Here is a 21,536-nt window from a genome sequence, read left to right as displayed (position 1 = left end):
GACCATCCAGACCAGTGGAAACGGCAGACCGCAACGCGGTTCGAGCACCCACCGAACCAACACGATCTCCGGCTACGAAAATCTTGCCAGAGCCAGTTAAAGCCGTACGCCGACAGTCCGGCCGCTCACGCACGTGCTCGACGGCTGTCGCTGCTGTCTGCACTGCTACCGCAAGGCAAACTCCGCGGCCTGCGGACACTGCGGCAGGGACAGAGCCGTCGCGACCCGCCGCCCGGACGGGACCCCTCTGTGTTCGACCTGCATGCGCCAGGGGACCGACCGCCTGATCACTCATCCGCGCTGGTCATCGCCCTGCGCATCGTGTTCATCGGTCTACCGCTGGCCGTCCTGCACCGCGACGAACGCCGCGCGGCCGGGGCCGAACCCCAGCTGGCCAAGTGGCAGGACCGTCTGGACGCCGGCGACTTCGACGGCCACGAAGTCGGCCCGAATCGGCAGCGGAGCATCCAAAAGCGCGTGACCCGCCTCGGCGCGACCCTCGACTTCCGCCCCAGCCAGTCGGTGGGCCGCCGCTCCGGGGCAGTGCCGGCCTGGGCTGGGATGCGCGGCGCGATCACCGTGGCCGCAGCCCAGACCCTGCCCGCCGACACCCCCGGCCGGCCTCAGCTCATCCTGATCGCGTTCAGCGGCAGGCCGATCACCAGCGCGGTGCCGCGGTGGTTGATGTCCACCGCCCACAACATGTCCCCTTCTCTTCCTCATCGCCGACATGCAGGGGCTGGGCGCAGTGTTGCCGCCCAGCCCCTGCCGTTGGCGCCGCTCGATTACGGCAGGGCCCAGCGCTGGTTCGCTCCAGTGCTGCAGGTCCAGATGTCCAGCTGGGTGCCGTTGCTGGTGCTGAAGCCGGGGTCGTCCAGGCACCGTCCGGATTGCGCGCCGCGCAGAGTTCCGTCGGCCTGCTGGGTCCACTTCTGGTTGTCTCCGCCGTTGCAGGTCCAGAGCACGATCAGACTGCCGTTCGTCACACCCTGCCCTACGACGTCCAGGCACTTGCCGCCGATGGTGACGGTGCCGTCGCTGTTGTAGGTCCAGGTCTGCGAGGTCGGGGACTGGTTGCAGTCGTAGAGCTCGACCGGCGTGCCGTTGCTGGTGTTGCCTCCCCTGAGGTCGAGGCACTTGCCGGTGATGCCGGAGGGGATGGCGCCGGAGCGGATGGGGATCGGGTTGCTCCCCGAGGTGACGGAGAAGTTGTCGAACTGCTGGGTCTGGAATCCGCCGCCGCTTGCGGTGCTGGTGGAGTCCGCGGTGCCCAGGCCGGCTCGGCCGTGGGTGTAGCTGGTGTCGGTGACACTGCCCAGGACTGTGCCGTCGAGTGTGGCGCTGATGGTAGAGCCCTGCATCGTCAGGGCGACGGTGTGCCACTTGTTGGTGCCCGGCGCCGTTGTGGTGCCGCTGGCGAGGGTCGTGAAGGCCCAGGTGACATCGGACTTGAGGATCGACCATGCGCCAGCGTCGCTCACCCGGAGGTGGTATGCCTGCAGGCCGTTGTCATTGCGGCCTTGCATGCCGATCCGGCCCAGCAACTCCACTGCTCCGGACTGCTGGAACATCGTGTCCGCCGTGACGGTGTAGTTTCCCCACGAGTCGTCGCCCATGAAGGTGTAGGGCGCATAGTATTTCTCTTCGGTCCAGCGCACTGGGGTCGTCGTCGCCATCTGGCGCAGGCAGGTGCCGGTGCGCCCGCCGCCGCAGGCGACGGTCTGGAAGGCGCCGTTCATGTCCGTGAAGTATTTCGGGGACGTGGTGGTCACCGGGGTCTCGAAGTTGTTGGAGTACGGCAGGCTCAGCGAGGCCGCCGAGGGTGGGGTGGCGGTGCCCTTGCCCTGGCCGGTGGTCGTGGTGACCGTGTACACGTAGCCGGGCTGCAGGGTCAGCGTGTAGGTGCCGCTGGAGGGGTTGATGTCGAGGGGGTGCACGAAGTGGTCGCTGTCGTTGGGCGACTTGAGGTTGGTGCTCCAAACGTGGACCTGGCCGGTGGACAGGCCGTTGGTGACGTGGACGGTCAGGGTCTGTGCGGCACTGGTGTCCACGGTTTCGATGACGGTGCTGTAGTCGCTGCCGTTCGGCGACTTCAGCGTCACGTAGCTGCCGTTGGACTGGTTTCCGCCCAGGTAGCCGCTGGCGGAGTCCAGGTACTGCCAGCCGATCTGTGCGAACTGCGATGTGTGCGCCAGGACCCAGGCTGTCTTGGCGATGCTGTAGTTGCCCGACCAGGGCTGGTTGGTGACGGCCAGCCCGTTGAAGGCGAAGTAGGTGTTGGAATAGGCCCCGGCGACTAGCGGCCAGTTGTAGTAGGCCGTCATACGGCCGTCGATGTAGTCCCGGTTGATGGCCTTTGCGACCGACGTCGCGCCGGCCTCGGCGTCCTCCGAGCCGTTCTCGCTCGCCCACAGCGGTTTGCCGAGGTTCTGCGCGGTGCTGCTGTTAAGGCAGTTGTTGAAGTTGGAACCGTTGCCGATAGCTCCGCTGTTGTCGTAGCCACAGGGGTAGTGGACGCCGACGACGTCCACCGCGTTCTTGAAGGTCGGGTCGCCGGCCATCGCGTCGGTCACCCCCCAGTCGCCGTCGGACGCGACCAGCTTGGTGGCACCGTAGCCGTTGGAGACCAGGGCGGACTTGAGGTTCTCGTACCAAGTTGCGTTGTAACCGCGCTCGTTCCAGCCGCCCAGGTAGTCGATCTTCAGCTTGTTCTGGGTGGCGCAGCCCATCCAGTCCATCAGGTAGCTGATCGCCTTGGGGGTGAAGAAGCTGCTGCCGCCACCGCCGACCCAGCCGGGTGCACCCCAGGCGAGCCCGTAGAGCTTGATGTTGGGGTTGCGGGCCTTGGCCTGCGCCGCGATCCACCATTCGTAGCCCTGGTTGCAGTCGACCGCGCCTTCGGTGTGCTCGTGGCTGGCCTCGGCGCCGTCAGTGGTGTTGGTGTCGCCGCCTATCTCGATCTTGAGGGTCTGGAGCGAGGCGCCGTAGCCGGGCTTGAACAGGTAGTCGAGGATCTGGCTGCGCTGGGGTTCCGGGTAGTCGACCAGCAGCCGGGTGTTGCCGCCGCCGCCGGAGATTGCGCCCACGCCGTCGAAGCTTCGGCCCGTTCCGGAGCCGTCGACGGTGATCGAGGTCGAGGTGGCCGCCTGCGCTGCCGGAGCCGACCAGTTCACCAGCGCAGCAGCGGTGAGGGAAAGGATGGCCAGGAGTGAGGTACTTCTGGCGAGTCTTTGATGGATCGGGGACCTGGGCTTCATGTCGCCTCCAAGGCGCTGGATTACTACTCGAGAATGTGTCCGCATGGGCCCGGAGCCGCCTGAGCAAACGGCGGGGTCTGCGGGCGAAGACGAGACAGGCCAATGCGGTACCAGTGAGGCCAGACGCCCTGACACGTCCTGCGCTCCAGGACGTAGCCCGGGCGAAGCCTCCACCAACACGGGACGTCATGTGTAGTCTCGTACATCCGTGTTGCTTTATGTTCGCATGAGTGTGCGGCGTCGAGCCAAGAGTCGTCAAGAGTTTGCACGGGGCATTTTGCGGCCCGCGACTTGCCAGCGGAGCCCGGGGCTTCACTCAAGGCCGGGCAGTGAGGGCGTGCCGCAGATTAAGGTGTTACTTCCCGTTCTGGGCCTATGAGCGGCAACGCCGTCTGGCGGCTGGGGCTCGATCGTTAGGGCATGGCGGGATCCGGGTGGTGGCTCGGGCTGCAGGGATGCGCGAGGACACCGTCTCGCGAGGGGTTGGGCTTGATCCGCTTTGCCGGTCGCCTGGGTAACCGCTGGCGCGGCCTACGGGCAGAAGTAGCGCTTCCGGCAGGCGTCGGAGGAAGTCGGCGTTGGGTGCAGATCTAATGAGGGCTCTGGCGATCAAGCCGCCGGTATGAGCGTGTCGCGGTAGCGGGCCTGGTGGTTGCGGGTGAACTCCTGCTTCTCGTGCCAGGCCCAGTAGCTGTCGAAGTCACCGTTGCTACGCAGGGCACGCAGTTTCAATACGGCTTCGGCACCGGTCAGGCCCCAGTGGGCACCAGTGATGTCGAGGCGGTCCTTGACCAGGTGACGGCATGCCCCTTCGATGATCCCCGCGGCGATCGGGAAGCCTTCGTGCAGCGCGGTGTCGTATCGCAGGTGAGCGACCTTGTTCCGCAGGTAGCCGACGGCGTCGTCGATGCCCTTGCGCGAGCCCGGCCGCAGTCCGGCGTCGGCGGCGGCCCCGGCGATCGAGGTGGCCGCCTGCTCGGATCCGCCAGCCAGGACGGTGCGGGCCTGGCCGGCGACCCAGGCCTCGGCCGCGCGGTCCCCGGCCGGGTGCAGGCAGTGCGCGGCGTCCCACAGGTATTCGAGCACGTGGATGATGTCGATCAGGATGTGCACAGTGATATTGCGGCGCGCTGCCTCGGCTTGGATGAGGTCGAGTTGATGACGGGCACCGTCGACCAGGACGACCCAGGTCCGGTGATGGTCGGGGCCACGGGCCTCGGCCTGGTCGAACACCGCGGCGATGACCTGTTCGGCTGTGTCGTTCACCGAGCCGCACAGCCACTTGGACCTGGCTTTCGGCCCCGGTCGGCGCTCCTTCTCGGACTCGGCGGGGTCGGCGATGATGTCGTCGACGGTGCGTGGGGCGGGTTCGGCGTCGTAGACGGTGCCCAGGGTGGCCATGCGTTTGCGGCCGTGCTTCTCCCCGGGTGCGACCCGGGTGGCCATCTTGTTGCCGTTCTTGGCCGCGGCGGCTCTCGCGGTGGCCTCGCGCAGTGCCTCGGGCCGTATCACCACCCCCTTGCCGTCGGTGGACAGGACCAGCAGCGTGGCATCGGTGCACGGTTCGGGCACCAGGGCCCGGTAGTAGGCGTCGATATCGGCCGCGGCGGCCACGGCGAGTTCCTGGACCTGCCGGGGACCGATCCCGGCGCCGGTCAGCGTGTTGACCCGATCGCAGGCCTCGGCGAAGGAGCCTCGGGCGGACTCGGTCGCGGCGAGCCCGGACAGCCCCAGGCTGTGCATCACCGCGGGCATGTTCAACGCGGCGTCGGCCGGGTGCAGATCCACCGCGCCTCTCGCCCGGTAGGCGATCCGGGTCGCGGTGACCTTCCCGAACACCGTGGCCAGGATCCTCGCCCGGCCCCGCTCGATCCGGGTCCGCTCGACCCCGGCCGCGTCGACGACCTGCCCGGCCCGCTCCTCACGGACCGCGCGCAGGTCCAGATGGTCCTGCAACAGCTGCCGGGTCACCTCGCACATCCGCGCGGCCAGCAGGTCCTCCAGCGCCGAATGCGTCAACGCGGCGGCATCCGGCCCGGCCAAATCCGCAGCCACCCGCTCGAAAAGGTCGCGCGAGGCGGCGAACGCGGCCTCGGTGGCCGCCAGTTCTCCGTCGGCCTCCCGTGCCCCGCTCACCAGCCCTGCTTCCGGCCGTCGACCTTGAACAGCCCCGGTGCGGTCTCGGCCAGGATCCCCTGCTCCACCAGGCGCTTCAACTTCGCGCGCATCCCCTCCACGTGGCGGGCCTCGGTCTCCAGCCCCAACTGCGCGCACACTTCCCTACACCGCATCGCCGCCCCGGTCGTGGCGAACAACGCGATGATCCGCTGGCAGTCCGGCGACATCACCGTCACATCCCCCACCGCCTCCGCCGCCAGCAGTGCCGCAGCCACATCCCCCGGCCCTGAGCCCGCTGACCCCGGCACGTCACCCGCGACCGCGAGCGGACCCTCCGCCAGCACCGCTCTCACCGTCTCCCGGGTGATCCGCAGCCGGGAGAGCTCGACCTCCACCCCGGACCACTCCTCAGAGAGCCCTGCGATCCGCTTCCGCAACTCCTCAGCCCTGGAACGACACGCGTTCTCCCTGGCCTCCAACGCGGCCACCAACGACGGCACCCCACCACCCCACCCTCAACGAACACCCGCACCCGTCGGCGGACTCACCTTGTCGACGCTAGGGACCGCCCCGCGCCCCCACAGGACAAAGCCCAGCGAATCACTCCAACGAGGCACCCTCACAAGATCTGCACCCATTGGAGATTCGCAGGGAGGGGTGAACTTCGCTGTCCTTGTCGGGAGGACCCGTCGTGCCAGGGGCCCTGGGCCAGGGCGGCCATGTCGGCAAATATGCAACGCTTTGGTAACGCGACTAGGCAGCCGACGACCAGGCAGTTCACACTCAGGTCCACGCGATGCGCCAATATGGACACAATGTCCGTTCTTCGTGCATCTTCGCGCAAAATTGATCCTCGAAGGCGGGCCCGCGCCTCCTGCCGCCTTGGGATCGGGAGGGCGCCCTGCAACGCCACAAGAGCGAACCTGCGCGTCACCATCTCCTGAAGACAATCAGTCACCGGCTCGACTACGAGATCCGGCGGACGCGGCAAGGTCGAAGACAGGCCCCGACGGCACGGCCGGCGACCACTCCGACCTTCCATGGCTCGGTTCGGCCCGACGACCACCACAGGCCGGGCCAACCGCGGCCAGCCTACGGTGCGCCTGTATCTGCGCCCGGGCGCCAGCCATCGTGCAGTCACCACTTCCGGCATCATCGGACTTTGCCGCCAGGCGGCCCGCACCTCGAAGGCGGTCACAGCATGACCAGAAAAAACGTCCTCCGGACCGCCGCTTTCGGTACGGTCTGCACTCTCGGCCTGACCGCATGCGGCGGAATCGGAATCGGTGGTGGCGACCCCGTCGTTCTCGAGCTCGTCGCTGCGGACTACGGTGACAACGCCTCCAACAGCTCCGCCATGTACTGGAAGGACGTCGTGAAGTCCTTCGAGGCCACGAACTCGAAGATCAAGATCAATGTCCACGTGGTCAACTGGAGCGACATCGACAAGCAGGTCAAGGCGATGATCCAGTCTGGCAACTACCCCGATGTGCTGCAGGCCGGTGGCTACGCCGACAAGGTCGCTGACGACCTGCTCTACCCCGTGGGCGATGTCCTTTCCACTTGGACCCAGGCCAACTTGATGGATTCCTTCGCCGACGCCGGCCGCGTCCACGGCACCCAGTACGGCATTCCCTTCGTATCCTCGGCGCGCGCCTTCTTCTACAACAAGGCGATCTTCGCGCAGGCCGGCATTATTGACGCCCCAAAGACCTGGGACGACGTCAGAAGGGCCGCCGAGCTGATCAAGGCGAAGGTGCCGGGCGTGACGCCGTACGCGCTGCCCCTCGGCCCGGAGGAGGCACAGGGCGAGAGCATGATCTGGGAGCTCGGAAACGGCGGCGGCATCACCGACAAGAACGGGAAATACACCCTCAACTCGCAGGCCAACCTCGACACGTTCGCGTGGCTGAAGCGCAACCTCGTGGACACCGGGCTGACCTATCCGCACCCGGCAACCACCGACCGCAAGACTGCCTTCGCCGACTTCGCGGCCGGCAAGGCGGCCATGCTGAACGGACATCCTTCGCTGATCCAGATGTCCAAGAACGGCGGCGTGGACTACGCCGCCACCGCCATACCCGGCAAGGACGGCCCGCTCAAGTCGACCCTCGGCGTCGCCGACTGGATGATGGCGTTCAAGAAGAACGGCCACAAGGACACGATCAAGAAGTTCCTCGACTTCGCGTACGCCAAGGAGAACACACTCAAGTTCGACGATCTCTACAACCTCATGCCCGTTACCCGGGACACCCTGGCCGACATGACCGCCAGCGGCAAACATGCGGACCTCGCCCCGTTCTTCGCTCTGCTGCCCAGGGCCTCCTTCTACCCACTGGGCGACACCAGCTGGGATGCGGTCTCTGCCGAGATCAAGAAGAGCATCGGCACTGCCGTCGCAGGCAATCCAACCATTACTCTCGACGACCTCCAGCGAAAGGCCGAAACCGCCCAAGCCCAAGCAAAGTAGTGCGGTAGGGGAAATACGCTCCAACCGGGATGCATTCCGCCACATGAGGCCGCCACGGGCACGCACCGCGCGGCAGGGGTCTTCTCAAATGGCTGCGCGGTGGGTTATCCGATCCGATATCTGCGCCCTCCTCAGGTGATTATCCAGAGCTCGGCAGCACAGGGACCTAAAGGTGCTGTACGCGTCGGCGTGAGTGGTGACGTTGCCGCGTCCTACCAGGCACTTACTTCCGGCCCTCCAGAGTCCGATCACGAATCTGACTGTGAGCGCATGGCTGCCTGCCAACTCTCTGACGGGAGATCATGTGCATGGTCCCTCTGGAATCGACTGCCCAAAGCGTGTCTCCCGCACACTCTCGGCGTGCCATACGAACGATCGCGGACGAGCCACCCGGCAGGGTAACCGTACTTCCGACCCATTCGGCCCATGCCGGATCAGAGCTTCTGAGCATCAGTCACCTGTTTCGCTTCACCGATCGTGACGGCGGAGAGCTTGTATGCCCATCTCCCGGCGCACTCCGGGCAGGAAGAGGGAGGACGAAGAGTTTCGAGCAACCCGCCGCCGACAGCATGCTGACCGTCCGGCGAGCCAGGGCATCGTCGACGGAGAACACCCAGAGGCCAGGCACCAGGAGAACGTTGTGTCTGCCGGCGAGGATGGCACGTGTCAGCTCTTCCAACATCGGGCGCCGGGCCGTACTGAGGTGGCCGTTGTCGAGATACACGACGGGCGAGGGAAGCCCCAGCCGCACGGCAAAGCGTCGAAGAGCGTCGCAATGGGTTCCCATGCCGTGCGGATCGCGCGGGTAGCACCGAAGGTATGCGGCGGGGAAGGGGCGCCGCGATTGCGAGGACGTGGTCACAGGAGGACCTCCAGGTATGGCAACATCCGGCGCGGCGGCTGCCAGCAGATTCTGCGTCAAGGCTGGGGGCGAGGAGGGACGGTCTTCCGCTGATCGCGCCGCCGTGTCGAGCGGATTCGGCAGATTCATCGTCTCGGCAGGGCGATCAGAAGCACCCAGTGACGGCGGGTGCGCTTCCTCGCTGTTCCGAGCCACGAGGTCATCTATATTTCCCCACCTTATTCGTCAATATCTTTGTGGAAGTTTATTCCGTTAGTCCGGATCGGAGATACGCCCGGGCAGCCTTGAACATCTGAAGGGCATGGGGGCGGCCGGGACTGTTTCGGACGACCGGGCGAGAGGACCAGGAGCGCGCCGTCCGTGTGCACGGGGCCACGTCCTCTGTACTGCTCCTGTCCGGATGGCCGAAGAAGGGCTGGGCCCGCACGGGTGCGGATCACTCGGTGGACAGGCGCGCGGCAGCATACATCGGCTCACCTGCCCGGTCCGGAGCACCGTCCGACCAGCCCTCTCCGTGCCTGGGAAGTTCCAGCAGGCGGCAGCCGTGGGCGGTGATCCTCCGGGCGATCTGTTGAGCAGCGTCATCGTGCAGCGAGAAGACGAAGTTGCCTGGCACAAGGACGACTTGATAGATGCCGGTGGTCACCGCGACGACCAGCCGCTGCAACAGGGGCAGGGGATCGTGGGACATGCAGCCGTTGTCCAGGAACACCGTCGGCTCCGGCAGGCCCAGCCGGGCGGCCCACGTGCACAGGCCCTGACGGTGAAAATCCATCTGCCACACGTCGTAGGGATAGCAACGAAGATAGGCGGCCGTGCCGGGCATTGAAGTGCTCCGGGCAGTCGGAGTGTCCATGATGTTGTCTCCTCTACGATTAGCAGGGGATCGCGGGGAACGATCGACGGGCCATGGCCCGCTTCCTGCTTCTACGTAACCCCGACCAGACATACGTGATCAATACGGACCCGCCCCCCATCTCCCGGCCCAAAGGATGGGTAGTCCACTCAGGCGGGTCAAGGAGCGGGGCCAGAGGCCCGGTCGCCACCGGCGCCGTTCGCGGGGGCGGCGCCGACCACGGCACCGGCCGGCCACATCGGGTGTGTCCACTCAACGGCTCTGTCCCGTAACCGGTGGTAGCCCTGTGTAGTGATCACTGGAGGAGGATGCGGTGGCGGAGGAGGGGGAACCCGGCTCGGCCGTGCATCTGCCTAATGATCCGCTTGGTTCGGGTGTTGGCGCCCTCGGTGCGGCCGTTGTGGTACGGGAGGGTGAGGCCGGCGTCGACGGCGGCCCGGTCGAGTTCGAGGCCGTTGCAGAAGCTGTGCAGGTGGGGCAGGTCGGTGGCGCGCACGATGGTGATCCAGTCGGTGAGCTTGGCGTCATTGCCTTCGGCTGGGGTCAGCAGCTTTGCGAACTCTCCGGTCAGACGGGCGAGTTCGGTCATCTCCGGGCAGGCTTCGGCGAGTTCCCGCAGCAGTGCGGTGTCCTTGTCGCGCAGGTTCTCGGGGTGGGTGAGGAGAAGGCGGGCGAAGCGCTGCGGGGTGGTGACGGGCCGCTCGCCTTCGGCGCGGCCCTGGGTGAGGTAGCGGACCAGGAGGTTCGCGCTGCCGGTGTATCCCAGTTACTTGATCTCGCGCAGGAAGTGGGTGACGGGCACGGCGGCTGGTGTGCCCGGTGCTCGGCTGCCCGCGGTGTCGGCGGCCAACGGCTGGGGCCCGGTCGAGCGCGACACCTCCAACAGCCGCAAGGAGGCCAGCGACGGGACGCCGATCGCCTTCGCCGGCACGACGTACGCCAAGGGCCTGGGCGTCCACGCGCCGTCCGAGATCGTCTACCACCTCGGCGCCCGGGCGAACCGGTTCACGGCGCTCGTGGGGATCGACGACTTCTCCACCTGGCAGTCCGCGCTCGGCGCGACGAAGGCCTCGGTCCACGGCGACGGCAAGGTGCTCTTCAGCAGCGGGAGACTCACCGGCGCCTCCGGCCCGGTCGAGGTCGACGTCGACGTCCGGGGCGTGCGCCTGCTGCCGCTGGTCGTCGAGGACGCCAACGGCAACTCGGCCTTCGACCACACCTCCTGGGCCCGGGCCAGGGTGACCGTGCTCTGCCGGGGCGCCGGACCGGCGCGGCGGCCACCGTCCTGAGAAGCTGGACGACGGAGTCGGTGACGGCCTGCCGGCCCGCCGCCAGGTACCGGCGCGGGTCCACACCCTTCGGGTCGGCGTCGAGGTCGGCCCGGATCGCGCCGGTCATCGCGATGCTCAGGGCCGTCCCGATGTTGACCTTGCTGATACCGCCCAGGACGGCCCGCTGCAGCTCCTCGTCCGGGACGCCGGAGGATCCGTGCAGGACCAGCGGGAGCGGGAGGCAGTCGTGGAGCGCAGCGAGCAGGGCGTGGTCGAGCACGGCGTCGCGCGAGGTCATCGCGTGCGAGCTGCCGATCGCCACGGCCAGCGCGTCCACGCCGGTCTCCTCGACGTACCGCCGGGCCTCGCCGGGTTCGGTGCGGGCCCCCGGGGCGTGGGCGTCCAGCGGGCCCCTGCCGTCCTTGCCGCCGACCTCGCCGAGCTCGGCCTCCAGCCAGAGGCCGTTGGCGTGCGCCCACTGCGCGGCCCGGCGGGTCGCGGCGACGTTCTCCGCGTAGGGGAGGTGCGCGGCGTCGAACATCACGGAGCTGAAACCGCAGTCGGCCACCTCCCGCAGCAGGGCTTCGTCCTTGACGTGGTCGAGGTGCAGCGCCACCGGCACCGCGCTGTCGCGGGCGGCGCTCACCGCGGCGGCGGCGATCGGCCGCAGTCGGCCGGAACGGAACTTCACGGCGTTCTCGCTCACCTGGAGGATGACCGGCTCGCCGACCGCCTCGGCGGCGGCGATCACGGCCTCGATGTGCTCCAGGGTGATGACGTTGAGCGCGGCGACGGCGCTGCGGTGGGCGACGGCCTCGGCGACGAGTTCGCCGGTGGTGGTCAGCGGCATGGTGGTTCTTCTCTCCAGGGGACGGGCAGGTCAGGCGGGGAGGATCTGGACCTGGGTGAGGTAGCGCTCGTAGGCGCACCGGTCGAACATCCCGGCGTAGGGGGCGTGGACGGTGGCGGCGGACAGGGCGACCGCGTAGTGCAGCGCCTGCGGCAGCGGGGTGCGGTCGGCGAGGCCCATGGCCAACGCGGCGACGGCGGCGTCGCCGGCCCCGGTGGGGTTCCCGCGGATGTCGGCCGGGGGTGACAGGAAGGCCCGCCAGGAACCGGCCGGCGTGACGGCCAGCAGCCCCTTCGGTCCGAGCGAGGCCACCACCGTCCGGGCACCGGCCTCGGCCAGCGCCTTGGCGGCGAGCGCGGGGTCGTCGATGCCGGTGGCCTCCCTGAGCTCGGCGGCGTTCGGCTTGATGAGGGTCGGGCCGGCCGCGAGGGCCTCGGTGAGTGCCGGTCCGGCGGCGTCCAGGACGACTGGGACGCCGTGCGCGCGGGCGAGGCGGACGAGTTCGCCGTAGGCGTCCGTCCGGACCCCGCGGGGCAGGCTGCCGGACAGGACCAGCGCCTGGCTGCTCGGCAGCAGGCTCGCCACCCCGGCGACCAGGGCGCTCCACTCCGTGCCGGACAGCTCCGGGCCGGGTTCGTTGAGCATCGTCGCGTCGGCCTGGTCGACGACGGCCACCGTCCGCCGGGTCACCCCGCCGGCCAGCGGGATCGTCAGGCTGGACAGACCGGCCAGGTCGAGGTCGGCCCTGACCGCCGCGCCCGAGGCCCCCCCGACCGGCAGCACGGCCGCCGTCCGACGGCCCAGGGCCCGCAGGACCCTGGCCACGTTGACGCCCTTGCCGCCGGCCTGCTCGTGGACGGTGTCCACCCGGTGACTGGCGTGCGGGCGCAGCGCCGCGAGGGTGTAGGTGATGTCGAGTGCCGGGTTGGGTGTGACGGTGACGATCACGGCTGGGCTCTTCCTTCCGCGGCGGGCCCGGCGGCTCCGACCCCCGTTCGGTGGCCGGCGGCCTGCGCGGGCCGGGTCATGCGTCGGCGAGGATCACGGAGCGGGTCAGGTTGCGCGGCCGGTCCGGGTCCAGGCCCTTCGCCGCGGCGACCGCCACGGCCAGCCGGTGGACGCGGACCAGCTCGGCCAGCGGGTCGAGCCGGCCCTCCACCCAGCGGGCGCCGGTCGCCTCCACCTGCTGAGCCAGGCCGGCCGGTGCCTCGCCGAACATCCAGGTCGCGGTGGTGGGCGCCGCGATGCTGATCGGTCCGTGCCGGTACTCCATCGCCGGGTACGCCTCGGTCCAGGCCAGGGCGGCCTCGCGCATCTTCAGGCCGGCCTCGGCCGCCAGGCCGACGGTCCAGCCGCGCCCGAGGAAGGTGAACTGGGTGGACTCGACCAGGCCGGCCGGCAGCGGCTCCGCCAGGGCGCGGCGACCGTCCTTCTCCACCGCCTCGCTGTGCAGGCCCAGCTGCGCCCGCAGGAGGGTCAGGGCGGTGGTGGCGAAGCGGGTCTGGACGACCGACTGCTCGTCGGCGAAGTCCAGCACGACGACGTCGTCGGCGAGCGACATCACGGGGGTGTTCGGGTCGGCCGTGACGGCGACCGTCCGGACCTTCCCGCGCAGCGACTCGACCAGCTCCAGGACTTCGGTGGTGGTGCCCGACCTGGTCAGCGCGATCACCCGGTCGTAGGCGCGCACCCCCAAGAACTCGGAGGCAGCGAACGCGTCGGTCACGCCCTGCCCGCTGGCTTCCCGCAGCGTCGCGTAGGCCTGGCCCATGTAGAGGGACGTCCCGCAGCCGATGATCGCGACCCGTTCGCCGGCCCGGGGGAGGACATCCCGGTGGGTGGCGGCCAGGTCGGCCGCGCGGCGCCAGCACTCCGGCTGGCTGGCGATCTCGGTCTCCACGTACGTCATGACTGGCCTCCATGATGATCATTTGATTGAAGCTGATGCTTGATGCATCTACTCAAGCATCTTTGAGCATCGATGGATAGTGTTGATGCGCGGGTTCCGGCGTCGAGCCCGCCGGGGAGGGCCGGCCGTCGGCCGGTGGGACCGCCCGCGGCGAGACAGCCCACCGGTGGGACCGCCCGCTGTGTAACCGCCCGCAGTGTGACCCGCACATGAGGACATCCGGCAGCCGCGGGGGCTGCCGGACGTCGGCGGGTCGTCATGGCCACCGGTCGCCGGACTACCAGCCGAGCGGGGTGAGTTCGGCGGCGGAGGTCCACGGACCGCGGTTGCCCGCTTCGGTGAGGATGCGCAGGCGCAGGTAGCGGGCGGTGGTGGGCGAGCAGCGGATGGTCCCGGGGGCGGCGGTGTCGGCGCCGTTCTCGCCGGTGATCTCCTGACTGTCGAAGTACTTGACGGTGGCGGCCAGCGGGCCGGAGCCCATCACGGGGTCGCTAGTGCTCTCCGCGCCGTTCTCCATGTGCCCGGCGAAGCGCCGCAGGAAGCCGTCGCGGGTGTCGGCGGTGGCGGTCAGGTCGTACCAGCCGTTCAGGCCGCAGGCGGTGGAGAAGTAGTCCTCGGTGGTGGCGCCCGCGGCGAGCGGGTACGTCCAGGGGCCGCTGTTGCAGTTGTTGCCGCGGACGGTGACGGTGCACGCGGCGCTGCCGGTGTTCGTCAGGTGCTGTCACGTTGTCGGGGTGTGGTGGGACCGGGTCTCGGGTTCTGGCTCAGGCGGTGGTGGGCGGGCTGTTGGTGCCGGTGATGTGGTCCCAGATGGTGAAGCGGACGGTCATCTCGGGGCGGTGTTCGGCCGCGGTCATCAGGTGTCGTCGGGGTCGGAAGTGAGGCGAGATGCCGCTGAACGCGGAGAGGAAGCGTTGGGCCGCGCCGGGTGAGCGGAAGTACTTCTTGGCTCGTTCGCGCTGGCGGGTGGGCTGGTGGGAGTTCTCGGCCCGGTTGTTCAGTCCCTTGTGGGCGCGGTGCTCCACCGAGCTCGTCAGCTCGCGGTGAGCGACGCCGTAGCTCTTCGGCTTGTCGGTGACCAGCACCCGGGGCACGCGTTGTTGCTTCTTCGGCTTGGCCATGAACCGCTTGGCGGCCTTCGCGTCGCGCCGGGACTGCACCAGGATGTCCGGGGCGTTGCCGTGCTGGTCGGCGGCCCGCCACAGGTACCGCCGCACACCGTTGATCTTGACGAAGACCTCGTCCACAGGCCACTTGTCACCGGCCCCGGCCCGACGGCGGCGCAGTCCGTCGGCATAGGCCTGCCCGAACTTCAGACACCAGCGACGCACCGTCTCGTGGGAGACGACCACTCCGCGCTGGAGCATCAGCTCCTCGACCTCGCGGAACGACAGCGGGAAGCGGAAGTACAGCCACACGCAGTGCGAGATGATTTCCACCCGGTACCGGTGACCCGTGTACGACGGCGATCCGCTCTCCACGGCAGGCCCTTCCCAGCCACAACCAACGCGAAGATCATCTCACTCTTCGACCAACGTGACAGCACCCTCTCAACCCCCGATCCGAAGGTCAGACGCAGTGCACTTCCGTGCCCTGGGCGACGAGTTGCTCGATGATCTCTTCCGGGGCTTCCTTGTCCGTGATCAGTACCGCGAACTCGTGGACGGCGCAGACCTGGGCGAAAGCGCGCCGGCCGATCTTCGTGGCGTCGGCGACGATGATCACCTTGTCCGCCCGTTCGGCCATGGCCCGGTTGGCGCTGGCCTCGCCCTCGTCGTGGGTGGCGGCGCCGTTCTTCGGATCCACCGCGTTGACGCCCAGGATCGCGTAGTCCAGCGAGATCCCCTGCAGCACCATGGTCGCCAGCGGACCGGTCAGCTCGTAGGAGTTGGGGCGGGCCACTCCCCCGGTGACCACCGTCTTGAAGTACGGGCGGACGGCCAGCTCGTTGGCGATGTTGATCGCGTTAGTGACGACGGTGAGGGCCGTCCCGTTGTTGTGCTCGGCGAGGTCGGCGCGGGTCGCGAGCTCGCGCGCGACCTCGGAGGTGGTGGTCCCGCCGTTGAGGCCGACCACCGCCCCTGGTGGGATCAGCGCGGCCGCGGCCTTGGCGATCCGGAGCTTCTCGTCGGCACGGCGGGCGGTCTTGTAGCGCAGCGGCAGGTCGTAGGCGACACCGCTCAGCACGGCGCCACCGCGGGTGCGGACCAGCAGCTGCTGGCTCGCGAGTTCGTCCATGTCACGACGCACGGTTGCCGCGGAGACGCTCAGCAGCTCGACGGCCTCGCCGACCTCGATCCGCCCCCGGTCGCCCAGGATCTCCAGCAGACGCGTCCACCTCTCGTGCGTCCCCATGCCCTCTCCTTACGTTTTGTGCCGACAGCTGAAGCGTATCGCGGGCACCGTGCCGAAACCGCCAGCACGATTGCAGTCTTTTGATCGAAGAAGCTATATATAACTCAGATTCGATCAGACGCGCGCTGAGATCACGCTCCAGGAGGTCGTCTTGCCCCGTGTCGCCGAGGAAACCGCCCGCCGGCCCGGCTCCCTCCGCCCGCCGGACCACGCAGCAGGGGGCCGGGGGCCGACAGGGCGGCAGCCCCCCCCCCCGATGGTCATCGCCCTGGCGGTGGGTGGCACGCAGATCAAGGGCGTCGCGATGGCGGCCGACGGATCACTGCTGTACAGCGGACACCGGCGGACCCAGGCGGACCGCGGCCCCGACGCGGTCCTGGAGACGGTCCTCGACTACGCGGGCGAGCTCTCCCGCCACTACTGGGCGTCCGCGGCCGGCATCGCGATGCCCGGCCTCGTCGGGGAGGCGACCGGGACCTCCGTCTTCGCCGCACAGCTGGGCTGGCGCCAGGTGCCCGTCCGCCGCTGGCTGGCCGAGGAGCTGGAGATGCCGGTCGCCTTCGGTCACGAGGTCCGGGCCGGCGGCCTGGCCGAGGCCCGGCTCGGGGCTGGCCGCTCCTGCCGGTCCTTCCTGTTCGTCGCCGTCGGCAACGGCGTCACCGCCTCGATGGTGGTCGACGGACGGCCGACGAGCGACGCTGGCGGCTTCGCAGGCGAACTGGGCCATCTGGTGATCCGCCCCGGCGGCGATCCCTGCTCCTGCGGAGGCGCAGGCTGCCTGGAGACCGTCGCATCGACCGCCGCCATCGCCCGCCGCTACCGGCTCGCCACGGGCGAGGAGAACCTAACAGCCAAGGAGGTGCGGAGCAGGGCCGGGACCGGCGACCCGATCGCCGCCGGCATCTGGCGCGAGGCGATCGAGGCTCTCGCCGACGGACTGAGTTCCGCGATCAGCCTCGTCGGCCCGGAGCGCATCGTGGTCGGAGGCGCCTTGGCCAAGGCCGGGCGATCCTACTTCGACCCGCTCCCGGCCGAGTTATCGAAGCGACTGGCCTTCCGGGAGGCACCGCGCATCGTCCCTTCCGGTCTCGGTCAGCAGGCCGCGGTACTGGGCGCCGCGCTGCTGGCCCAGCAGTTGCACCTGGCCAGGCAGACGGCGCCGCGTCCCCGGCGGTGGACCTCGCTGTCCTCCGGGCCAGGGCGGCCCGCCGCCCGCTGACGCCGCAGCCCACGGAAGCCCTGGCCACACCCCGGCTGATGATGCTTCGGCGGCGGGCCCAGGCCTGCACTTCCGGCCGTTGCGGCTCGCTCCCGGGGCGCCGGGCCCTGGACGGGTACGGCCCGCACATCCGGGCCACCGGCCACGGCGGCCCGCCGTCCCGGCATGAGGCGCGGGCCGGCACCTCCGACGACGAGCACGGCCGGGGCCCCTTCGTTTCCGTCGCGGGGGACCGCGGGCGATCGCGGGCGGGCCACCTGTCGGCGGGCAGCCGACGGCCCGTCACGGTTCGCAGTCCAGGCGTTCAAGGCTCTTGACTTCCCCTCGTCAAACTTCCACGGCTTGCGCAATTCTGCTTTGGTTATAGCCAAATCACGCACTTTCAATCACAATGGCTCCAACCCCCACTTCACCCCCACCTTGCACGGAGCCCTCCATGAGACTGCACCGCCGGCTGATCGGACTCGCGTCCGCAGCTGCTCTGGCCACCACCGGACTCGCCGTGGCCACCTCCCCCGCCGCCAACGCCGACACCGTGGCCGCCAACACCGACACCGCGATCGGCGCCAAGCCGATGATGGGGTTCAACAACTGGGCGCGGTTCGCCTGCGCCGCCCAGGCCCGCCTCGACGGCACCCGCACCGGCTACTCCTTCCAGCAGTTCATGCAGGACCAGGCCAAGGCCATGAAGGACACCGGCCTGGTCGCCGCCGGCTACACCAACCTCACCGTCGACGACTGCTGGATGCAGCGCACCAGCGCCGGCTACCTGCACGGTGCGGCCACCTGGGGCAGAAGCAGCCAGCCCGGCTACGACTGGGAGCTCACCGACTACGCCGCCTACGTGCACAGCCAGGGCATGGAGGCCGGTCTCTACAGCACCTCCGGCGTCAACACCTGTCAGGGCGTACCCGGCGGCATCAAGGGCTACGAGCAGGTCGACGCCAACTCGCTCGCCTACTGGGGCATCGACTCCCTCAAGGTCGACAACTGCGGCACCGACATCAGCAACCGCCAGCAGATCTTCACCACCACGGCGAACGCCCTGAAGACCGCGACCACCAACACCGGCCGCAAGATCCTCTTCAACGAGTCCGCGCCGGCCGCCTACAACCCGACCAGCGCGGAGAAGTACAACTCGATGGACTGGGTCCGCACCCTCGGCCAGATGTGGCGGGTCAGCCCCGACATCGCCCTCTGGCACGGCGACGGCGCCTCCGCCTGGGACTGGCCGCACAGCGGCAGCGGCTACGAGGGCGGCGTCTACCAGAACCTCACCGACGCCGTGGCCCTGGCCCGTTACAACGGCCCCGGCAACCACAACGACGCCGACATGCTGCTCATCGGCGACAACAACCAGCTCACCCTCGCCGAGCAGCGCAGCCAGTTCGCCCTCTGGTCGGCGATGGGCTCCCCGCTCATGATCAGCTCCGACGTCCGCAAGATGGCCGCCGACCCGGTCACCTACGCGCCGCAGCTGAACATCCTCAAGAACAGCGACATCATCGCCGTCGACCAGGACTCCCTCGGCGCCGGCGGCTACCTCGCCTCCCGCAACAACGCCTCCGCCACCGCCGGGATCGACGTCGTCGTCAAGCCGCTCGCGGGCGGCCGCCGCGCCGTCGCCGTCCTCAACAAGAGCGCCACCGCAACCAGTTACACCGTCGACCTCGCCAGGGTCGGCTTCGGCAACACCGGCTGCACCCGTACCGCCCGTGACCTGTGGAGCCACACCGACCAGTCGGTGACCGCCACCATCACCACCACCGTCGCCGCCCACGACACGGCCATGTACACCATCGACCCCGGCAGCTGCGGCGGCGCGCTCCCGGTCGGCCAGATCCAGGCCCCGCAGAGCGCCTTCCAGGCCTCCGCCCTGTGCCTGGACGCCTACAACGGCGCCACCGCCGGAACCAAGGTCGCCCTCTACCAGTGCACCGGCAACAGCAACCAGCAGTGGCAGCGCCAGGCCAACGGCCTGATCTCCTCCCTGGCCAACACCTCCCTCTGCATCTCCGGCGACTCCACCGGCCTGACCCTCGCCACCTGCAACACCGCTGACAGCAAGCAGAAGTGGACCTACAACCGGCAGGGCCAGCTGCGCCAGGCCAACGGCGTCTGCATCGACGTCAACGGCTCCGACTTCGCCAACGCCAACTCCACGATCAACACCTACGCCTGCGGGACGCACCAGCCCAACCAGACCTGGAGCGCCCCCTTCGACACCCCGCCCGCTCCGTAGCGCCTCCGCGATCGGTGAACAAGTGATCACGTAAGCCCGCAGGCGGGAAGCCGTCCGGCCGGGCCGCGCACAGCTTCGGTGGTTCAGGGGTGGCCTTCCAAAGGCACCCCTGAACCACCGGAGTTCGGGCATGTCGGCAGTCCGGCACCACCGGTCTCCTCACGTCGCCCGCCCTGACCCGTGAGTACCCCGTCAGATGTTCCACTACCAGCCCCGGGTATTCAGCGATCAAGCTCGCGTGAGCTGCCTGAACGACAGAAGGTGCCACTGAGCTGCAAGGATGTGAGTGTCTAGGTCATATCCAGCAGTGAATCAGGGGCACCTTCTTGGTGACGAAGCATATCGGGTGGGACGAGCGGCTGTCGGTGAAGGCCGACGGCAAGGGGCTGGTCAGGCATGCCGGCGTGGTGCTGCTGCGCAAGTGCGCTGATCGGGTCGGGCTGACCTCGGGGTTGAGTCGGGTGCTGCCGCGTGGTTTCGGTGCGGGCTGGCTGGACCGCGGCACGGTTGTCATCGCGCTGGCCGTCGCGATCGTGCTGGGCGCGACCAATCTGGCCGAAGCCGAGCAACTTCAAGCCCACCAGAGCGAAGTGTTCGGTGCCCCGACGTCGGACTCCGCCACCCGCCGGACCCTGAACGCCCTGGACGAGCCGCTGTTGGGCAGGGTCGCCAAGGCACGGGCAAAGGTCCGCCGGCAGGTGTGGGGTCTGCTCGCGCTGCGGCCCGTGGGCTTCCCTGGCTCGGCGTCGCCGGCAAGCGGCTGACCGGGTGGGTCGTCGTGGCCTTGGACGCCACGATCATCACCTCCGCGTCCAAGAAGGACGGAGCGGCGGCGACGTTCAAGAAGACGTTCGCCTTCCATCCGCTGGCGGCGTGGTGCGCCAACACCCAGGAATGCCTGGCAATGCTGCTGCGGCCCGGGAACGCCGGGGCCAACACCGTGGCCGACCATCTCACCGTGCTGAACGCGGCACTCGCGCAGATCCCCGACGCCTCCCGGGCGAAGATCCTCGTCCGCATCGACGGCGCCGGAGCCACCCACGAACTTCTGGAGCACCTCGAAGCCCTCAACACAGCCCGCCGCACAGTGCGCTACACGGTCGGCTGGAAAGTGACCGACGCCGATGAACGGGCCATCGCACTGCTGCCCGAGTCAGTCTGGGAGGACACCCTGAACCAGGACGGCACCGTGAACGGTGAGGCGCAGTCGCCGAGCTCACCGGGCTCAACACCCGGACAGGCTGGCCCGACCGGATGCGGCTGACGGTCCGACGTTCCCGCCCCTCACGCCGCCAGCTGGCCAACCTGACGGCGTTCGAGAAGAAGACGGGCTGGCGTTACTCGATCGCGGCCAGCAACATCCGCCACCTGTGGGGCATCGCCGGCTCCCACCAGCCCAGTTCCTCGACGTCCTGCACCGCTCACACGCCACAGTCGAAGACCGCGTGCGCGCGAACAAGGCCCTGGGACTGCACAACCTCCCCTCCCAGTCCTGGGAGGTCAACCGCGGCTGGGTACTGGCCGCGAACCTCGCCGCCGACCTGGACGCCTACACCCGACTCCTCGGACTGTACGACCAGCCCGGCCTCGCCCACGCCGAACCCGACACCATGCGCTATCGGCTCTACCACCTGCCTGCGAAGTACACCCGTGAGGTTCCCCCGGGATGCGGGAAGAGGTGACAGCAGGTCAGATGGTTCTCATGAGAGGAACCCAGACCATGGCTGCTCCGAGGAAGTACCCGTTGGAGTTGCGGGAGCGTGCGGTACGGATGTAACGGACCTCCGACCCCAAGCCTGTGATCCGGCGGATGGCCGAGGAGCTCGGTGTGCATCCCGAGGCCCTGCGGAACTGGATCCGCCAGGCCAAGGCGGACGCTGGCGAGCGCGACGATGTGCTCACCACCGCCGAGCGCGAGGAACTGGCTGCCCTGCGGAGGGAGAACGCCCAGCTGAAGCGGGCGAACGAGGTCCTGCGGACGGCTTCGGCGTTTTTCGCGGCGCAACTCGACCCGACCCGGACCAGGTGACCGCGCTCCTTGACGAGCATCCTCACCTGGGGGTCGAGTGCGTACTTCGGGAACTGCACATCGCGTCCTCCACCTACTACCGGTGGCGGCGCGCGCAG

Annotated in this window: 16 protein-coding genes and 4 pseudogenes; 8 read left to right on the top strand and 12 right to left on the bottom strand. The window is 68.8% G+C overall.

What is annotated here, in order from left to right; genetic code table 11:
- Positions 1-785: 785 nt before the first annotated feature.
- The 3 genes from ACFTWP_RS39880 to ACFTWP_RS39870 all read right to left on the bottom strand — a co-directional run bounded on the left by ACFTWP_RS39880 (position 786) and on the right by ACFTWP_RS39870 (position 5,770).
- The gene (locus ACFTWP_RS39880) at positions 786-3,257 is read right to left on the bottom strand and encodes a ricin-type beta-trefoil lectin domain protein (RefSeq protein WP_380270085.1); all 2,472 of its coding nucleotides are present in this window, start codon (positions 3,255-3,257) and stop codon (positions 786-788) included.
- Positions 3,258-3,866: 609 nt separating this feature from the next.
- Positions 3,867-5,363 carry an ISKra4 family transposase gene (locus ACFTWP_RS39875; RefSeq protein WP_380270086.1) on the bottom strand — a complete coding sequence of 499 codons (1,497 nt, stop codon included), beginning with the start codon at positions 5,361-5,363 and terminating at the stop codon, positions 3,867-3,869.
- A gap of 26 nt (positions 5,364-5,389) precedes the next feature.
- Positions 5,390-5,770 (bottom strand): hypothetical protein, encoded by a 381-nt coding sequence (locus ACFTWP_RS39870; protein WP_380270084.1) that lies wholly within the window; start codon positions 5,768-5,770, stop codon positions 5,390-5,392.
- Positions 5,771-6,576: 806 nt separating this feature from the next.
- On the opposite strand from ACFTWP_RS39870, the gene ACFTWP_RS39865 reads away from it, so the two are divergent.
- Positions 6,577-7,845, top strand: a complete 1,269-nt coding sequence (locus ACFTWP_RS39865) for an extracellular solute-binding protein (protein ID WP_380270083.1) — start codon at positions 6,577-6,579, stop codon at positions 7,843-7,845.
- 1,298 nt (positions 7,846-9,143) lie between these two features.
- On the opposite strand, the gene ACFTWP_RS39860 is transcribed toward ACFTWP_RS39865, so the two are convergent.
- A complete protein-coding gene (locus tag ACFTWP_RS39860) occupies positions 9,144-9,563 on the bottom strand; it encodes a hypothetical protein (RefSeq protein ID WP_380270082.1) in 420 nt (139 codons plus the stop codon).
- 295 nt (positions 9,564-9,858) lie between these two features.
- A pseudogene (locus ACFTWP_RS39855) lies at positions 9,859-10,377 on the bottom strand (transposase); the annotation flags it as partial.
- Between ACFTWP_RS39855 and ACFTWP_RS39850 the strand changes: the two are divergent.
- Positions 10,355-10,852 (top strand): NPCBM/NEW2 domain-containing protein, encoded by a 498-nt coding sequence (locus ACFTWP_RS39850; RefSeq protein WP_380270081.1) that lies wholly within the window; start codon positions 10,355-10,357, stop codon positions 10,850-10,852. The pseudogene ACFTWP_RS39855 and the gene ACFTWP_RS39850 overlap by 23 nt on opposite strands.
- Here ACFTWP_RS39850 and ACFTWP_RS39845 read toward each other — a convergent pair.
- The 7 genes and pseudogenes from ACFTWP_RS39845 to ACFTWP_RS39815 form a co-directional block, all read right to left on the bottom strand.
- Positions 10,824-11,684: pseudogene (locus tag ACFTWP_RS39845) on the bottom strand (ketose-bisphosphate aldolase); the annotation flags it as partial. The gene ACFTWP_RS39850 and the pseudogene ACFTWP_RS39845 sit on opposite strands and share 29 nt — an antisense overlap.
- Positions 11,685-11,714: 30 nt before the next feature.
- Positions 11,715-12,632: a 1-phosphofructokinase family hexose kinase gene (locus tag ACFTWP_RS39840; protein ID WP_380270080.1), complete on the bottom strand. Its 918-nt coding sequence runs from the start codon at positions 12,630-12,632 to the stop codon at positions 11,715-11,717.
- Between the two features lie 76 nt (positions 12,633-12,708).
- Positions 12,709-13,593 (bottom strand): SIS domain-containing protein, encoded by an 885-nt coding sequence (locus tag ACFTWP_RS39835; protein WP_380270079.1) that lies wholly within the window; start codon positions 13,591-13,593, stop codon positions 12,709-12,711.
- Positions 13,594-13,870: 277 nt separating this feature from the next.
- A complete protein-coding gene (locus ACFTWP_RS39830) occupies positions 13,871-14,110 on the bottom strand; it encodes a hypothetical protein (RefSeq protein ID WP_380270078.1) in 240 nt (79 codons plus the stop codon).
- 12 nt (positions 14,111-14,122) lie between these two features.
- Positions 14,123-14,308: pseudogene (locus ACFTWP_RS39825) on the bottom strand (phospholipase domain-containing protein); the annotation flags it as partial.
- 49 nt (positions 14,309-14,357) lie between these two features.
- Positions 14,358-15,074, bottom strand: a complete 717-nt coding sequence (locus ACFTWP_RS39820) for an IS6 family transposase (RefSeq protein ID WP_380270077.1) — start codon at positions 15,072-15,074, stop codon at positions 14,358-14,360.
- Positions 15,075-15,162: 88 nt separating this feature from the next.
- On the bottom strand, positions 15,163-15,948 hold the full coding sequence (locus tag ACFTWP_RS39815; RefSeq protein ID WP_380270076.1) for a DeoR/GlpR family DNA-binding transcription regulator: 786 nt from the start codon (positions 15,946-15,948) through the stop codon (positions 15,163-15,165).
- Between the two features lie 256 nt (positions 15,949-16,204).
- On the opposite strand from ACFTWP_RS39815, the gene ACFTWP_RS39810 reads away from it, so the two are divergent.
- The 6 genes and pseudogenes from ACFTWP_RS39810 to ACFTWP_RS39785 form a co-directional block, all read left to right on the top strand.
- A complete protein-coding gene (locus ACFTWP_RS39810) occupies positions 16,205-17,167 on the top strand; it encodes an ROK family protein (RefSeq protein WP_380270075.1) in 963 nt (320 codons plus the stop codon).
- A 436-nt stretch (positions 17,168-17,603) separates the two neighbouring features.
- Complete coding sequence (locus tag ACFTWP_RS39805; RefSeq protein ID WP_380270074.1) at positions 17,604-19,409, top strand: ricin-type beta-trefoil lectin domain protein; 1,806 nt, start codon at positions 17,604-17,606, stop codon at positions 19,407-19,409.
- Positions 19,410-19,738: 329 nt separating this feature from the next.
- Positions 19,739-20,173: a hypothetical protein gene (locus ACFTWP_RS39800; protein WP_380270073.1), complete on the top strand. Its 435-nt coding sequence runs from the start codon at positions 19,739-19,741 to the stop codon at positions 20,171-20,173.
- Positions 20,174-20,193: 20 nt separating this feature from the next.
- Complete coding sequence (locus tag ACFTWP_RS39795; protein WP_380270072.1) at positions 20,194-20,673, top strand: transposase; 480 nt, start codon at positions 20,194-20,196, stop codon at positions 20,671-20,673.
- Between the two features lie 181 nt (positions 20,674-20,854).
- Positions 20,855-21,091 carry a hypothetical protein gene (locus tag ACFTWP_RS39790; RefSeq protein WP_380270071.1) on the top strand — a complete coding sequence of 79 codons (237 nt, stop codon included), beginning with the start codon at positions 20,855-20,857 and terminating at the stop codon, positions 21,089-21,091.
- Between the two features lie 110 nt (positions 21,092-21,201).
- A pseudogene (locus ACFTWP_RS39785) lies at positions 21,202-21,438 on the top strand (transposase); the annotation flags it as partial.
- Positions 21,439-21,536: the final 98 nt, after the last annotated feature.

This window comes from Kitasatospora sp. NPDC057015, from assembly GCF_042673745.1.
Taxonomy (GTDB): domain Bacteria; phylum Actinomycetota; class Actinomycetes; order Streptomycetales; family Streptomycetaceae; genus Kitasatospora.
This window is presented reverse-complemented; position numbering and strand designations above follow the sequence as displayed.

Bases quoted from the DNA above. Each gene is read 5' to 3' on its own strand.
- ACFTWP_RS39880 (WP_380270085.1), bottom strand. From the start codon at position 3,257: ATGAAGCCCAGGTCCCCGATCCATCAAAGACTCGCCAGAAGTACCTCA.
- ACFTWP_RS39865 (WP_380270083.1), top strand. From the start codon at position 6,577: ATGACCAGAAAAAACGTCCTCCGGACCGCCGCTTTCGGTACGGTCTGC.
- ACFTWP_RS39860 (WP_380270082.1), bottom strand. From the start codon at position 9,563: ATGGACACTCCGACTGCCCGGAGCACTTCAATGCCCGGCACGGCCGCC.
- ACFTWP_RS39835 (WP_380270079.1), bottom strand. From the start codon at position 13,593: ATGACGTACGTGGAGACCGAGATCGCCAGCCAGCCGGAGTGCTGGCGC.
- ACFTWP_RS39830 (WP_380270078.1), bottom strand. From the start codon at position 14,110: ATGGAGAACGGCGCGGAGAGCACTAGCGACCCCGTGATGGGCTCCGGC.
- ACFTWP_RS39815 (WP_380270076.1), bottom strand. From the start codon at position 15,948: ATGGGGACGCACGAGAGGTGGACGCGTCTGCTGGAGATCCTGGGCGAC.
- ACFTWP_RS39810 (WP_380270075.1), top strand. From the start codon at position 16,205: ATGGTCATCGCCCTGGCGGTGGGTGGCACGCAGATCAAGGGCGTCGCG.
- ACFTWP_RS39805 (WP_380270074.1), top strand. From the start codon at position 17,604: ATGAGACTGCACCGCCGGCTGATCGGACTCGCGTCCGCAGCTGCTCTG.